Origin of the sequence: Streptomyces sp. NPDC101151, assembly GCF_044768335.1 — a bacterium.
GTDB lineage: Bacteria > Actinomycetota > Actinomycetes > Streptomycetales > Streptomycetaceae > Streptomyces.
In genome coordinates this window covers 328,692-343,087 of sequence record NZ_JBIWPP010000007.1, presented here as the reverse complement: position 1 = coordinate 343,087, position 14,396 = coordinate 328,692, and the positions used below count along the sequence as shown (strand labels likewise).

Genomic DNA, 14,396 nt, shown 5'->3' with positions numbered 1-14,396 from the left:
CGTGGAAGGGACGTACGGGACCGAAGGTGCGTCCGGGATGCCCGGCCCGGCTCGCCGTCAGGCCGCCCGGCGGCGCAGCACCGCGTATGCGGCGGCGGTGGTCAGTGCCGCCACGGCCAGGACGATGCCGGTCTCCACCCACTGGAGTGGCCAGAAGTGGGACGCGGGATGGTAGACGGCGAAATAGCCGTCGGCGTTGCGTCCCCAGTTCACCCGCCAGGCTTCGGCGGGCGGCTCGAAGCGCCTGTCCGAGGTGCGGGTGAGGGCCGGCCACAGGTCGGCGCGGTAGCGGGTGAGCAGGAAGTCGAGCAGCCATGTCGCGGCGAAGGCGGCGCCGAGTGCGGGCAGGGTGCGGCGCAGCAGCAGTCCGGCGAGCGTGCCGACGGCGAGGGCGCACAGGCCGTACGCCACGGTGAGCGGGCCGCGGGCCACGAAGACGTCGCTCTGGTACCACTGGGCGAGGGGGAGCAGGTCCCCGTCGGCCGACCAGCCCCGGCGGAACACGAGGACCAGCGTCAGGCCGCCGGCCGCGACGGCCAGGGCCGGCAGGGCGAGCTTGGCGGTCAGCCAGCGCACCGGGGTGACGCCCTGTGTCCAGGCCAGGTGCGCCGTTCCGGACTCCAGTTCGCGGCCGATCAGCGCGCCGCCCGCGAAGGCGGCGACGGCGAGGAAGCTGCAGGAGACGAGGGTGGCGATCCAGCCGACCGTTCCGGCGTAGTCGTAGCGGTCGAAGGAGGCGGCGCACACCTCCACGTGGGCGCAGGCCCGCTCGCCGCTGCGGACGGCGGGCGCGGTGACCTCGTTCAGGTACACCAGCCAGCCGGTCAGGCCGGCGACGGCGGCGGCCCAGACGAGCAGGGCGGTGCGATGCAGCCGCAGCACGGTGCGGGGCAGGCCCTGGAGCGCGGCGGAACTCATCCGCGGGCCTCCTTGCCGGAGCGGAGCGCGCCGGTGCGGCTCCTGAGCACGAGGAACGCGGCCACCGCGAACAGGCCGGCCAGGGCCAGGGCGAGGGCGCCGGTGGTCAGCTGGAGCGGCCAGAAGTGCGTGTAGGGGTGGTACGTCTGGTAGAAGCCGACACCGCCCCGTTTCTCGAACATCCGGACGCAGTCCTCGGTCGTTCTCGCGTAGCAGACGGGCTCCGGGATGTGCCCGCCGCTGCCGGTGACCAGGCCCTGGGCGACTCCCATGTCGCCGCCGGAGTTGCCGTAACCGTGCTCGAGGCCGGTCACGCGCGTGACCGGTGGCCACAGATGCGGCATCAGCCGGTGCACCAGGCCCCAGACGCCCGCGGTGAGGACGAGGCCGACGGCCAGTGCGGGCAGGGCGCGGCGCAGGGCCAGGCCGGCGAGGGCGCCCAGGGCCAGGGCGGCCAGACAGAGGGCGACGGTGCTGGGACCGTTGGTGTGGAAGGTCCAGGGGTCCCACCAGCTCTTGGCGGTGTCGACGCGGCCGCGGGCGGCCGACCACGCCCGGTGGTGCAGGTACACCAGCAGGCTCGTGCCCGCGGTGATCGCGGCGGCCGGCAGGGCCAGCCGGTTCGCCAGCCAGCGCGCCGGTGCGACGCCCTGCGTCCAGGCCAGCTGCGCGGTGCCGGACTCCAGCTCGCGGCCGGTGAGGGCGGCGCCCGCCCAGGCGGCGACCAGCAGCGGCAGCGCGGCCAGGGAGAGCGTGAGGTAGTTGTACACGTCCTTGTAGCGCAGGATCGCGTCCTGGTCGTAGGCGCACTTCTGGGACCAGTTGCAGGCGTTGTACTGCCGCCAGCCGTCCGCCGCCGCGTCGGTGAGCGGTCCCGCGAGCCACAGCAGCAGCGCGGCGCAGAGGAGCACCAGGCACGCCCAGACGACCAGTGCGGGCCGGTGCAGACGCAGTACCCAGCGGGTCAGGTGCGGCCGGGCGGCCGGGTGCGGGACGGCGGCCGGGTTCGTCACGGCGCTCACGCGGCACTCTCCTGAGGGGTGGCCTCGGTGGCGCTGAGGGAGGGGGCCGTGGGGTTGCGCAGGTGGGCGAGGACGAGTTCCTCCAGTGAGGGCACCGAGGTGCGCAGGCCGGCGGGGAGCGGTCCGGACGGGCGGATCAGCGCGGTCAGCTGGCGGCCGGTGACCCGGGACTCGACCACGGTGTGGGCGCCCAGGTCGGTGGAGTCGGCGGCTCCGCTGATCCTCAGGTGGGCGGCCAGCAGGTCGTCGATCTCGCCGGCCAGCCGGATCCGGCCGTCGCCGACCAGCAGCAGGTGGTCGCAGGAGTCCTCCAGCTCGGCCACCACGTGCGAGGACATCACGATGGTGGTGCCGTGCTGCGCGGCATCGGCCATCAGCGTGCCCATCAGCTCGTGCCGGGCCAGCGGGTCGAGGTCGGCCATCGGTTCGTCCATCAGCAGCAGCTCGGGCCGTTTGCCGAGGGCCAGGGCGATGGCGACGCGGGTGCGCTGGCCGCCGGACAGGGACCGTATGCGGGATCTCGGGTCCAGGTCGCCGCTCGCCACGACCTGCTCGGCGGTGGGCGCGTCCCAGCGTTCGGGGTTGAGGTCGGCGCCCATCCGCAGCGTCTCGGCGACCGTGAGCTGCGGGTACAGCGGCTTGTCCTGGGCGATGCAGCCGACCCGGGCGCGGGCCCGGGCGGGCGCGTCGCCGAGCACTGTCAGCCGGCCCTCGGTGGGCGTGAGCAGTCCGGCGGCGAGCGCGAGCAGCGTCGACTTGCCGGCGCCGTTGGGCCCGACGACCGCGCAGACCCGCCCGGCCGGCAGCCGGAAGGCGCAGTCGCGCAGCGCCCAGGCTCCCCGGCGTCCGAAGCGTTTGCCGAGGCCCGTGGCCTCCAGAGCCGTGTCGCTCATGAACGTTCTCCCTGGAAGTGCTTGTCGAGTACGGCGGTGAAGAGTGCCGCCACGTCGTCCCGGTCCAGCCCCGCCTCGACGGCCTTCGCCGCCCACTGCTCCAGCTCCGTGCGCAGCGGGGAGTCGGCCGGAGCGGCGCCGAGGGACCGTCGTACGAAGGTGCCGAGCCCGCGTCGCGCCTCGACCAGGCCCTCCCGTTCCAGCTCGCGGTAGGCCTTGAGGACGGTGTTGGGGTTGATGGCGGTGGCCTCGACGACCTCGCGGGCCGTCGGCAGTCTGTCGCCGGGCTGCAGCAGGCCCAGGCGGAGGGCCTGTTTGGTCTGCTGGACGATCTGGACGTAGGTGGCGACGCCGCTGTGCCGGTCGATGCGGTATTCGACCACGCGCTGAACCACCCTTTCACTAATTGAGTAGTGAAAGGGTGGTGCAAAAGAGGGGCGGCGGTCAAGCCGGCCGCCCCTCTTGCGGGCCTACATCACGTTTCGGTGCGGTACATCAGATCGGTCTCGTGCGTCCCGAACCCCAGCCGCTCGTACACCGCCACCGCCGCCTTGTTGTCCGCGTCGACGTACAGCATCGCCGTCGGCAGTCCCTGCCCGGCCAGATGGCGCAGACCGATCGTGGTCAGGGTCTTGCCGAGCCCGCCGCCCTGCGCGCCCGGCCGGACCCCGAGCACGTACACCTCGCCGAGCCCCTCCTCGGCGTGCACCTTGGTCCAGTGGAAGCCGACCAGCTCGCCGCCCCGCTCGGCCAGGAAGAACCCGGCCGGGTCGAACCACGGCTGGGCCTTGCGGTCGTCGAGGTCGCGCTGGGTCAGCGAGCCCTGCTCGGGGTGGTGGGCGAAGGCGGCCGCGTTGACGGCGAGCCAGGCCGTGTCGTCCTTGCCGGGGACGAAGGTGCGCACGCTCACGCCCTCCGGCAGCACCGGCTCGGGCAGCTCCAGGTCGGTCAACGACCGCCGCATCTGGCGCAGTTCGCGGAACAGGGTCAGCCCCAGCACCTGGGCGAGGTGCCGGGCGGCGGAGTGTCCGCCGTGCGCCCACACCCGCAGCCGCTTGCCCGACGCGCCCAGCAGCGCCGAGCCGAGCGCCCGCCCGTGCCCGTGCCCGCGGTAGGCGGGATGGACGACCAGCTCGGCGGCCGGCGCCTCCACCGGGTCGGTGTCCTCCAGCTGGGCGTAGCCGACGAGTTCGTCCCCGACGGTCAGCAGCAGGTGGGAGACGCCCGCGCGGGCGCCCCCGCGCAGCTGCAGCCGCCCCTGCTCGGAGACCGGCTGCTGCCCGTCGACGCGGGCGGCCTCGGCGAGCAGTCCGAGCACGGCCTCGGCCTGGTCCGGGTCGAGTGCGGCGTAGGTCTCGATGGAGCGGGAGGGGAAGGGCCGTACGGCGTCGTCGCTGCTCATGCGTACGAGGGTAAGGGGCGGCCGGGGTGAAGTGCCGACAGCGCAGCAGGTAAAGGAATCGGCAGAGGGAAACCAGGATGTAACCAGGAACCCCCTGTTGCGCTACGCGCGTTGACCCTAGGCTGCGCCGCGCACGGGCCACGTGCCACAGTCGACCCACAGGGGGGTTCCATGTCAGCCGCGCCCCGGCGCACCAGACGTCGTACGTACGCGTTCCTCGGGACGGCCGCCGCTCTCGCCACGGCCGCCGCCCTGACCGCCGCGCTTCCCGCGCAGGCACACGCCGACAAGGGCGGTCACGGCCACGGACACCCGAGCCGCTACCAGGACGTCCAGCTCCTCTCCTTCAACGACCTGCACGGCAACCTCGAACCCCCGTCCGGTTCCGCCGGCCGGGTCGCCGAACTGCAGCCGGGCGGCACGACGAAGACGATCGACGCGGGCGGCGCCGAGTACCTCGCCACGCACCTCCGTCAGGCCCGCAAGGGCCACCCGTACTCGGTCACCGCGGCCGGCGGCGACATGGTCGGCGCCTCCCCGCTGCTGTCCGGCCTCTTCCACGACGAGCCGACCATCGAGGCGCTCAACAAGCTGAAGCTGGACGTCACCTCGGTCGGCAACCACGAGTTCGACGAGGGCGCGAAGGAACTCGGCCGTCTGCAGAACGGTGGCTGCCACCCGACGGACGGCTGCTACACCGACAAGAGGTTCAAGGGTGCGGACTTCCCGTACCTGGCCGCGAACGTCCTGAACGAGAAGTCCGGCAAGCCGATCCTCAAGCCGTACTGGGTCTGGAAGAAGAAGGGCGTCCGGATCGGCTTCATCGGCGTCACCCTCGAAGGGACCCCGGGCATCGTCTCCGCCGACGGCGTCAAGGGCCTGACCTTCAAGGACGAGGTCGAGACGATCAACAAGTACGCCAAGGTGCTGCAGCGCCAGGGCGTCCAGTCGATCGTGGCCCTGATCCACGAGGGCGGCTTCCCGGCCTCGGGCGCGTACAACTACGACTGCGACTCCCCGGGTGCGGGCGCCGGCATCTCGGGCCCGATCACGGACATCGCGAAGAACGTGACGCCCGCCGTCGACGCGCTCGTCACCGGTCACACCCACGCCGCGTACGTCTGCACGATCCCCGACCCGTCGGGCAGGCCCCGCATGGTCACCTCGGCGGCCTCCTTCGGCCGCCTCTACACGGACACCACGCTGACGTACGACCGTTACACCGGCGACATCGCGCGTACGGCCGTGAAGTCCGCGAACCACGTGGTCACCCGGGACGTTCCGAAGGCCACGGACATGACGGACCTGATCTCCCGCTGGAACACCCTGGCGGCCCCCATCGGCAACCGCGCCATCGGCTACATCTCCGCCGACGTCAACAGCACCGGCACCGAGTCCCCGATGGGCGACCTGATCGCCGACGCGCAGCTCGCCCACGGCCGGGAGCTGGACCCGAAGACCAGCCTCGCCCTGATGAACCCGGGCGGCGTGCGGGCGGGCCTGACCTACACGGCCAAGGGGGCCGAGGGCGACGGAGTCGTCACCTACGCCGAGGGCTTCACGGTCCAGCCCTTCGCCAACACCGTGAACCTCCAGGACTTCACCGGCGCCCAGCTGATCCAGGTGCTCAAGGAGCAGGTGAGCGGCGTCAACGCGGCGGCCCCGAAGATCCTCCAGCCGTCCGCGGGTCTCACCTACACCCTGGACCTGACCAAGTCGGGCGCCGACCGGGTGGTCTCCGACTCGATCCGGTTGAACGGGGCGGCGATCGACCCGGCGGCCACGTACCGCGTCGCCACGAACAGCTTCCTGGCGGGCGGCGGCGACGGCTTCCCCACCCTGGGGCAGGGCACCGGCGACCTGGTGGGATCGGACGACCTGGCCGCGCTGGAGAAGTACCTGACGGCGAACTCCTCTCCCACGGCACCGATCGCGCCGCCGGCCGCCGACCGGATCACGATCGTGCAGTAGAAGCCGCGGGCGTAAAACCTGTCTGCATACGGCTGTAGTTCCGGCATGACCCTGAGAATCGATCTCAGGGTCATGCCCTCCGGTCCTCAGGTGGCGGGAGGCGCCGGCCCGCCGAGGCCGGTGACGATGCCGCGCAGGGCCGCCACCTCGGCGTGCAGGTCGGTGTGGGCGCCGCTCCCGGCCGTACCGGACGCCGTCAGGAGTTTTTGCGCCGGTCGAACCAGATCGTGGCTGCCGTCGGCACCAGGCCCGCCCAGAAGATGATCTGCGGCACGGCCCGTTCCGTCCACGGCACCTGGGTGAGCAGCAGGGCGCAGAGCATGGCCCAGGCGGCCTGGCCCAGCACGATGCGGGGCCAGCGGCGGCGGTGGATCAGGGAGCGGAGGTTGTAGCGGACACCCCTGCGCAGCCGGCGGTAGCGCAGCAGGGCGCCCACGGCCCAGACGACCGCGAACGGGACGAGGTCCCACAGCCGTTGGCCCAGGGAGAGCGGCAGGGCGCGCTGGGCGTGACCGCCGGTGGCGAACAGGTCGAGCCCGGCACCGGCGAGGCCCACGCACAGCAGGGCGAGCCAGCGCACCCCGCGCAGCAGCCGGTACGAGGCGTCGTCCAGGCCCTGCCGCATGGACGCCGAGTCCGGGGCGGAGGCGAGAGCGTCGGCGTAGAGCGCGGCGGCCTCGGTGGCCTTGACGCCCGGTGCGGCGGCGGCCTTCCGGGTCTGCCGGGCCAGCGCCGCCCGGTGGTCGGGTTCGAGCCGGAGGATGGCCCGGTCCATCTGGTCGGCGACCGTGCTGTCGCCCGCCGTGTCGGCGATCAGCCACGCCACCTCGTAGGGGAACACCGCCTCGGGCGCCAGGCGGATGGCCTGCTGGGCCAGTTCGCCGGACTCCCGCAGGAAGCCGTCCATGGCCTCCCGGGTGACCTGCCCGCCGTTGGCCTGCCCGAACTGGACGATCCTGATGCGCCACAGCCAGTTGGCGAGCAGCGCGTACCCGTACCAGTAGTCGGGGGCGAGGCGGATGACGTCGCGCAGGACGCCCTCGGTCTCCGGGAACCGGCCGCCCACGGCCTGCAGGGCACGGGCGTGCTGGACGAGCGCGGCGACGTCCTCGGGGTCGAGCGCGAGGGCCCGTTCGGTCGCCTCCAGCGCCTTGCCGGGCTCTGTGTCCCCGCTCAGACGGCACCGGGCGAGCCTGACCCAGGCCCGGATGTCGTCCGGGTCCTCGGCCAGCCGCTGCCCGAGCAGTTCCTCGGCCTCGTCGTACCGCTGCAGTTCGAACAGCGCGTCGGCCCGCTCCAGGGCGGGGTGCACGGCGGTCACAGCTTGCGCCTCTTCTTCAGGTGGGCGATCAGATCGTCGTACATGCCGCCCTCGTTGGCGAACATCGCCACGTTCCGGGCGGAGGCGAACCACGGCTCGGCCGACGGGGCGACCTCCTTCGCCGCGGTCAGCAGGTCCTTCATCCCGATCAGGCGGACGGTGCCGGTACGGGCCGAGTCGAGCAGCGCGCGCTCGGCCGCCGCCTCGCACAGATGGGCCAGATCGGCACCGGAGAGTCCGTCGGTGACCTTGGCCAGCTTGGCCAGGTCGACGTTCTCGATGGGGCGGTCGCGCAGGTGGTAGCGGAGGATCGACTCGCGGGCCGGGGCGTCCGGCGGCAGCACGAGCAGGGTGCGGTCGAGCCGGCCGGGGCGGCGCAGCGCGTTGTCCACGTCCCAGGGGACGTTGGTGGCGGCGAGCACGAACACGCCCTCGTTGGCTGCGGAGTCGATGCCGTCCAGCTCGGTGAGCAACTGGTTGACGGTGTTGCGCATGCCGCTGTGCGCGGTACGGCTGCGCTTGGCGCCGAGCGCGTCCAGCTCGTCCAGGAAGACCACGCACGGAGCCTGCCGGCGGGCGGTCTGGAAGATCTCGTGCATGTTGCGCTCGGAGTTGCCCATCCACATGTCGAGCACGTCGTTGACCGACACGGACAGGAAACCCGCGCCGAGTTCACCGGCGACCGCCCGCGCGATGAACGTCTTCCCGCAGCCGGGCGGCCCGTACAGCAGCAGTCCGCCCCGCAGGCTCTTGCCGTACAGCTCGCGCAGCTCGGGGTTGCGCAGCGGTGCGAGGAAGGCGGCCTCCAGCCGGTCCTTCACCTCCTGCATCCCGCCGACGTCGGCGAGCCGCACGGCACCGGGCCGCTCCACGTCCCACGCCTCGGCGTCCCCGGAATCGTCGTCGCCGTCGGCCCGGACCGGAGCCTCGACGAACCGGGGCGGTACGACGTCCCCGACCTGTTCCTCGGCGGCCGTCCAGTCGAACCCGCCGCGTGCCCCTGGATCCGGGGCCGCCGCGGGTGCCGGACCCGGTGCGGCGGGCGGGGCGTCCGGGGCGGGCTGAGCGGATTGCTGCGGAACTCCCATGGCGCGGGCCATCAGCTGCCGCGCCTGTGCGTCTGCCGGCGCGTGCTGCAGGGCGACGGCCACCTCGGCGACGGCGGCATCCGGCAGCCCTTCGGTCAGCAGCAGCTCGGCGAGGTGCAGTCGCAGGGGTACGTCGGCAGGCGCGGCCTCGACTGCCCTGCGCAGGCTCTGGATCAGCGGGGAGTCTTCCGGCATGGGCCATACCCTACGGACCCCTCCGAGGGCGGGAAGCAGCGGGCGATCATCACGGCCGGCCCTCTAGGACACCATGATCACGAAACCGGCGGACAGGACCGCCACCACCCCCAGGACGCTCACCCACGTCCACACCTTGCGCTGTCCGGCCCGCCGCAGGATCCGCTGCTCGACCTCGGGCCGGGGCAGACAGGCCATACCGTGCCGCCAGGCGGCGGTGCGCAGGTCGGCGACTTCGGCGTAGGGATCGTCCAACTGCCAGTCGTTGAGGTGCGGGAGCAGGTGGCGGCGGCCGTCGAAGTCGTACAGGTAGGCCGGCCTGCGGGGAGCGGTGCTGCCGTTGCCGGTGGCCTCGATCCGGATGTCGTAGATGTCGGGCCAGGCCCAGGAGCGGGCCCGTACCGCTCCCCGTTGCGTGATCCCGTCGGCCGACACCAGGGTGTGTGCCCGCAGTTCGTACAGGGCCCGCCAGCCGACGCCCGCCAGGAGGGTCAGGGAGAACGCCGGCATCCACCAGTGGGGCATGACGTCCTGGCTGCGGACAGTCTGGAACACGGCGTTGCCCACGATCAGGGCGGACAGCAGCGCGGCCTGCCGGGGCCATTTCCTTCGTCTGCGGTACTCCCGGGCCAACCCGCTCTCGTACATCGAAAACCCCTCCCCCCGCGCACCGAACGGGTGCGCGACCGGGGAGAGGCTACTCCTGCTTTCGTCGAGGTCAGGAGGCGGTGGGCGGCCGGCCGCCCAGCCGGTCCGTGACGTCCTGGGCGGCCAGGATCCGGCCGTCCCGGTCTCCGTATTCCGTCACCGCCCGGGGCCGAACCTCACGGCGTCTCCGGCGGAGCCATGGGCGCCCCCGGCAGTCGTACCGTCGCCACCGTGCCGCCGCCCTCCGCGCGGGCCAGGGTGACCTCGCCGCCCGCCTGCTGGACCGTGCGGGCCACGATGGACAGACCCAGGCCCGAGCCCGGCAGGGCCCGTGCGCTCGGTGACCGCCAGAAGCGGTCGAAGACGTGCGGGAGTTCGTCCTCCGGGATGCCCGGGCCGTGGTCCCGTACCGTCAGCACGCCCTCGCTCAGCTGCACCTCGATCGTGCCGCCCTCGGGGCTGAACTTCACCGCGTTGTCCAGGATGTTGACGATGGCCCGTTCCAGGGCGGAGGGCTCCGCCCGTACGAACCAGGGCTTCAGGTCCGCGGTGATCGTCAGCTCCGGGCCGCGCAGCCGGGCTCGCAGCAGGGCCGCTTCGACGCTTTCGTCGAAGGAGACCACCTGAACCCGTTCGCCGCGCTGGCCCTCCGAGCGGGACAGCTCCTGCAAGTCGCCGATCAGGGAGGCCAGTTCCGTCACCTGCGCCTTGACCGAGGCGAGCAGGGCCCTGCGGTCCTCCGGAGGGAGCGGGCGGCCCGTCTCCTCGCTGCGGGTGAGCAGTTCGATGTTCGTGCGCAGGGACGTGAGGGGGGTGCGGAGCTCGTGTCCGGCGTCCGCGATCAGCTGCTGCTGGAGGTCGCGGGAGCTGGCCAGGGAGGCGGTCATCGAGTTGAAGGACCGGGAGAGCCGGGCGACTTCGTCCTCGCTGTCGTCCTCCACGGGGATGCGGATGGCGAGGTCCTCGGTCCGGGCGACGTGCTCGACGGCCTCGGTGAGCTTGTCCACGGGGCGAAGGCCCGCACGGGCCACGGCAAGGCCCGCGGCGCCGGCGCCCACGACTCCGATGCCGGAGACGAGCAGGAGGATGAGGGCGAGGTCGTTGAGGGTGTTCTGGGTGCTCTTGAGAGGTACGGCGACGACGAGCCCGACATTGGGTCCCCGTGCACCCGTGTTCTGATTGGTGGTGGGTCCCAGGGGCTGGACGAGTACGCGCAGTTCGTTGCCCTCCCCGTCGGTTCCGTTGCGGAAGTAGTTCTGACGGGTGTTCCCCTCCTTGATCTCGTCCTTGTCGGCCTGGGTGATCCTGATCTTGCCGGTGGAATCGGCGTAGAGGCAGGACCTGCCGTCCTCCGTGACCACCTGGGAGTACCTGTTCTGGTAAGGGCTGTTCCCCTGCGGCGTGTCGGCGCAGGTCTGGAGAACGGCGTTGACCGCCAGGGCCTGCGGGCCCCGCATCGCCTTCTGCAGATCGTTGTCGACCTGCTCGTACAGCTTCCGCTGCACGATGAACCAGCACGTGACCGATACCGCCGCCACGGCGAACGCCACCGCCGCCGCCACCAGCACCGCCAGTCGCGCCCTGATCGGCAGTGCCCGGTACCGGCGTACCAGTTTCTTCACTCCGCGCCGCCCTGTCGCAGGACGTATCCCACGCCCCGCACGGTGTGCACGAGGCGCGGCTCGCCGCCGGCCTCGGTCTTGCGGCGGAGGTACATGACGTAGACGTCCAGGGAGTTGGAGGAGGGCTCGAAGTCGAAGCCCCACACCGCCTTGAGGATCTGCTCGCGGGTGAGGACCTGGCGCGGGTGGGCCATGAACATCTCCAGCAGGGTGAACTCCGTGCGGGTCAGTTCGACCGGGCGGCCGGCTCGCGTGACCTCCCGCGTCGCGAGGTTCATGCGCAGGTCGGCGAAGGTCAGCGCCTCGTCCTCCGGGGCCTCGGCGGACAGGGCCGCCGCGTACGAGCTGCGGCGCAGCAGCGCGCGGACACGGGCGAAGAGTTCGTCCAGCTCGAAGGGCTTGACCAGGTAGTCGTCGGCCCCGGCGTCCAGCCCCGTCACCCGGTCGCCGACCGTGTCGCGGGCCGTGAGCATGAGGATCGGGGTGGTGTCACCGGAGCCCCGGATGCGGCGGGCGGCGGTCAGGCCGTCCATGCGGGGCATCTGGATGTCGAGAACGACCAGGTCGGGCCGGTAGGCCGTGGCCTTGTCCAGTGCGTCCGCTCCGTCGACGGCGACCTGCGTGTCGTACCCCTCGAAGGCGAGGCTGCGCTCGAGTGCCTCGCGGACGGCGGGCTCGTCGTCGACGATCAGGATGCGCTGGGGGTCACGGTCGCCTTCGGCGGGGCTCATGGCTCGCGATTCCTCGGGGTGCGGTGGGCGTGTGGTCGGGGTGGCTCTCAGCGTCGCATGTTTCCGCGCCGCCGGGCGCGCGCGCCGGGCCGGGCTCGGAGTCCGGGCGCGTTCAGGCTCCGAGCGCGCTCAGCTCGCGGATCGCCGTGAGGCGGTGCAGCGGCACCTTGCGGCGGTGCGGGCGGTCGGCGGAGGTGCGCAGGCCCATCATCTGGGGGACCGGCGCAACCTCCGGGGCGCGTGGTGCCGGGGCCGGCGCGTGCAGTTCGTGCGCGACCGAGAGGGCCAGCGTGAGGTCGGCCGGAGCGGTGCCGGAGACCTGGTGCGAAATCTGCTTGATCATGACGTACTCCTCTTGCCGTGTGCGGGGGTTCAGCTGGTGGATCCCGCCCGCAGCTTGGCCAGATCGGACTTGACGGTGTTGACGGGGATCGCGAAGCCGAGCCCGATGCTGCCCGCGTCCGAGGAGGACGAGGCCTGCGAACTCGACGAGTACATCGCGGAGTTGATCCCGATGACATGGCCGGCCGCGTCGATCAGCGCGCCGCCGGAGTTGCCGGGGTTGAGCGAGGCGTCCGTCTGGATCGCCTTGTACGTCGTCGTGGAGGAGCCGGTGTCGCCGTTGAACTCGCGGCCGCCGAACTGGAACGGCCACTGCCCGTCGCCGCCCTGTCCCTGTCCCTGGCCCTGGTTCTCGTCCGTGGGGACGGTCACGTCACGGTCGAGTGCGGAGACGATGCCGCTGGTGACGGTGCCGGTCAGGCCCTCGGGGGAGCCGATCGCCACGACCGTGTCGCCGACCTGGACGCCCGACGAGTCGCCGAGTGAGGCGGCCTTCAGACCGGAGGCGCCCTTCAGCTTGATCAGCGCGAGGTCCTTGGAGCTGTCGGTGCCGACGACCTCGGCGGTGTAGCTCCTGCCGTCGCTGGTGCGCACCTTGATCGAGGTGGCGCCGGAGACGACGTGGTTGTTGGTGACGATCTCGCCGCCACTGGTGATGATCACGCCGGAGCCGGTGGACGAGCCGTTGCTGAGCGTCGCCCGGACCTCGACCACGCTCGGGCTGACCGCGGAGGCGATCGCGGCGACGTCGCCCTTCTTGCTGGAGGGCACCGCGTTGGCGGTGGTACCGGTGGAGGCGACCGAGTCCTTGCCGGTCAGCTCCTGGAAGGCGTAGGCCGTGCCACCGCCGACCGCGGCCGCGACGATCGCCACCGCCACGAGCAGTCCGATCGGGCCGCGGCTGCGCTTCTTCCGGGGCGCGGGGCCGGGCTCGGGGGCGGGTGCGGCTGCCGCGACCGTGGCCGTCGGGGGCTGGTACGACGGCGGGGGCGGCCACTCGGGGTTCACGGGAGCGGAGTAGCTGTGCTGCTGAGCGTACGGACCCTGGGGGTTCTCGTACTCGTACTCGCCGCTGCGGCGGATGCTCTCGGTCATGACACAGAGCATGTCCCGCGACCATGAGAGCCGCCTGAGTGCTCCCTGAGAAGCCCGGCAGAAGCTCCTTCGCCCGATATGAAGATGCCGGCCGTGGCGGGAATCCCGGCCGGCGGGGATCTCAGCCGCAGCCGCAGCTGGTGCGGACCACCAGCCGGGACGGGAACGTCTTCAGCCGCTCCCGCCGTGAGCCCGCCACCCTGAGCCCGTCGTCCAGGACGAGGTCCACCGCCGCCCGGGCCATCGCCGAACGGTCCGAGGCGATCGTCGTCAGCGGCGGGTCGGCGAGCGCCGCCTCCTTGATGTCGTCGAACCCCGCCACCGCCAGCTCGCCGGGCACGTCGATGCGCAGCTCGCGCGCGGCCCGCAGCAGGCCGATCGCCTGGTCGTCGGTGGAGCAGAAGACCGCGGGCGGCCGGTTCGGGCCGGAGAGGACCTCCAGGGCCACCCGGTAGGCGTCGTAGCGGTTGTACGGCGCCTCGAACAGCAGGCCGTCGGTGGGGATGCCCGCCTCGGACATGGCCCGCTTCCAGCCCTCGACGTGGTCGGAGACCGGGTCGCCGACGGCCGGTGTCTCCGCCATACCGCCCATACAGGCGACGTACTCGTAGCCGTGCTCCAGCAGGTGGCGTACGGCGAGCTGGGCGCCGCCCAGGTCGTCGGTGACGACGGCGACGTCGTCGATGGCCTCCGGGCGCTCGTGCAGCAGCACCACCCGGGCGTCCCAGGCCTCGATCTCGGCGGCCGCGAGGTCGTTCAGGGCGTGACTGACCAGGATGAGGCCCGACACCCGCATACCGAGGAACGCGCGCAGATAGTGCACCTCGCGTTCGCCGATGTAATCGGTGTTGCCGACGAGCACCATCTTTCCTCGCTCGGAGGCGGCCTGCTCGACCGCGTGGGCCATCTCGCCGAAGAAGGGCTGACGGGCGTCCGGGATGATCAGGCCTATGAGGTCGGTGCGCCGGGACGCCATCGCCTGGGCGACCCGGTCGGGCCGGTACCCCAGTTCCTTGATCGCCGCGAGGACACGCTCGCGCGTGGCCGGGGCGACCGGCCGGGGTCCGTTGTTGATGACATAACTGACAACGGCGGTGGAAGTTCCCGCCAGCCGTGCCACATCATCCCGAGTCACCTTGGCCACGCGC

Annotated in this window: 14 protein-coding genes; 1 reads left to right on the top strand and 13 read right to left on the bottom strand. The window is 72.1% G+C overall.

What is annotated here, in order from left to right; translation table 11 throughout:
- Positions 1 to 57: 57 nt before the first annotated feature.
- The 5 genes from ACIRU3_RS16890 to mshD all read right to left on the bottom strand — a co-directional run bounded on the left by ACIRU3_RS16890 (position 58) and on the right by mshD (position 4,235).
- The gene (locus ACIRU3_RS16890) at positions 58 to 918 is read right to left on the bottom strand and encodes a hypothetical protein (protein ID WP_404056852.1); all 861 of its coding nucleotides are present in this window, start codon (positions 916 to 918) and stop codon (positions 58 to 60) included.
- Positions 915 to 1,940, bottom strand: coding sequence for an ABC transporter permease (locus tag ACIRU3_RS16885; protein WP_404056850.1), 1,026 nt, complete (start codon positions 1,938 to 1,940; stop codon positions 915 to 917). Before ACIRU3_RS16885 ends, ACIRU3_RS16890 begins: the two co-directional genes overlap by 4 nt.
- On the bottom strand, positions 1,937 to 2,833 hold the full coding sequence (locus ACIRU3_RS16880) for an ABC transporter ATP-binding protein (RefSeq protein WP_404056848.1): 897 nt from the start codon (positions 2,831 to 2,833) through the stop codon (positions 1,937 to 1,939). Before ACIRU3_RS16880 ends, ACIRU3_RS16885 begins: the two co-directional genes overlap by 4 nt.
- Positions 2,830 to 3,216, bottom strand: coding sequence for a GntR family transcriptional regulator (locus tag ACIRU3_RS16875; protein ID WP_404056845.1), 387 nt, complete (start codon positions 3,214 to 3,216; stop codon positions 2,830 to 2,832). The genes ACIRU3_RS16880 and ACIRU3_RS16875 overlap by 4 nt, the downstream gene beginning before the upstream one ends.
- Before the next feature lie 92 nt (positions 3,217 to 3,308).
- Positions 3,309 to 4,235 (bottom strand): mycothiol synthase, encoded by a 927-nt coding sequence (gene mshD / locus ACIRU3_RS16870; RefSeq protein ID WP_404056843.1) that lies wholly within the window; start codon positions 4,233 to 4,235, stop codon positions 3,309 to 3,311.
- Positions 4,236 to 4,406: 171 nt separating this feature from the next.
- Between mshD and ACIRU3_RS16865 the strand changes: the two genes are divergently transcribed.
- Positions 4,407 to 6,206 (top strand): bifunctional metallophosphatase/5'-nucleotidase, encoded by a 1,800-nt coding sequence (locus ACIRU3_RS16865; protein WP_404056841.1) that lies wholly within the window; start codon positions 4,407 to 4,409, stop codon positions 6,204 to 6,206.
- Between the two features lie 196 nt (positions 6,207 to 6,402).
- On the opposite strand, the gene ACIRU3_RS16860 is transcribed toward ACIRU3_RS16865, so the two are convergent.
- The 8 genes from ACIRU3_RS16860 to ACIRU3_RS16825 all read right to left on the bottom strand — a co-directional run bounded on the left by ACIRU3_RS16860 (position 6,403) and on the right by ACIRU3_RS16825 (position 14,392).
- Positions 6,403 to 7,527 carry a tetratricopeptide repeat protein gene (locus tag ACIRU3_RS16860; protein ID WP_404056839.1) on the bottom strand — a complete coding sequence of 375 codons (1,125 nt, stop codon included), beginning with the start codon at positions 7,525 to 7,527 and terminating at the stop codon, positions 6,403 to 6,405.
- A complete protein-coding gene (locus ACIRU3_RS16855; RefSeq protein WP_404056837.1) occupies positions 7,524 to 8,810 on the bottom strand; it encodes an ATP-binding protein in 1,287 nt (428 codons plus the stop codon). The genes ACIRU3_RS16860 and ACIRU3_RS16855 overlap by 4 nt, the downstream gene beginning before the upstream one ends.
- Positions 8,811 to 8,873: 63 nt before the next feature.
- The gene (locus ACIRU3_RS16850; protein WP_404056835.1) at positions 8,874 to 9,458 is read right to left on the bottom strand and encodes a PH domain-containing protein; all 585 of its coding nucleotides are present in this window, start codon (positions 9,456 to 9,458) and stop codon (positions 8,874 to 8,876) included.
- A 176-nt stretch (positions 9,459 to 9,634) separates the two neighbouring features.
- Complete coding sequence (locus ACIRU3_RS16845; protein WP_404056833.1) at positions 9,635 to 11,080, bottom strand: ATP-binding protein; 1,446 nt, start codon at positions 11,078 to 11,080, stop codon at positions 9,635 to 9,637.
- Positions 11,077 to 11,811, bottom strand: a complete 735-nt coding sequence (locus tag ACIRU3_RS16840) for a response regulator transcription factor (RefSeq protein ID WP_404056831.1) — start codon at positions 11,809 to 11,811, stop codon at positions 11,077 to 11,079. Before ACIRU3_RS16840 ends, ACIRU3_RS16845 begins: the two co-directional genes overlap by 4 nt.
- Before the next feature lie 112 nt (positions 11,812 to 11,923).
- Positions 11,924 to 12,154 carry a hypothetical protein gene (locus ACIRU3_RS16835; protein ID WP_404056829.1) on the bottom strand — a complete coding sequence of 77 codons (231 nt, stop codon included), beginning with the start codon at positions 12,152 to 12,154 and terminating at the stop codon, positions 11,924 to 11,926.
- Between the two features lie 29 nt (positions 12,155 to 12,183).
- The gene (locus ACIRU3_RS16830; RefSeq protein WP_404056827.1) at positions 12,184 to 13,248 is read right to left on the bottom strand and encodes a S1C family serine protease; all 1,065 of its coding nucleotides are present in this window, start codon (positions 13,246 to 13,248) and stop codon (positions 12,184 to 12,186) included.
- 121 nt (positions 13,249 to 13,369) lie between these two features.
- Positions 13,370 to 14,392, bottom strand: coding sequence for a LacI family DNA-binding transcriptional regulator (locus ACIRU3_RS16825; RefSeq protein ID WP_404056825.1), 1,023 nt, complete (start codon positions 14,390 to 14,392; stop codon positions 13,370 to 13,372).
- Positions 14,393 to 14,396 lie beyond the last annotated feature (4 nt).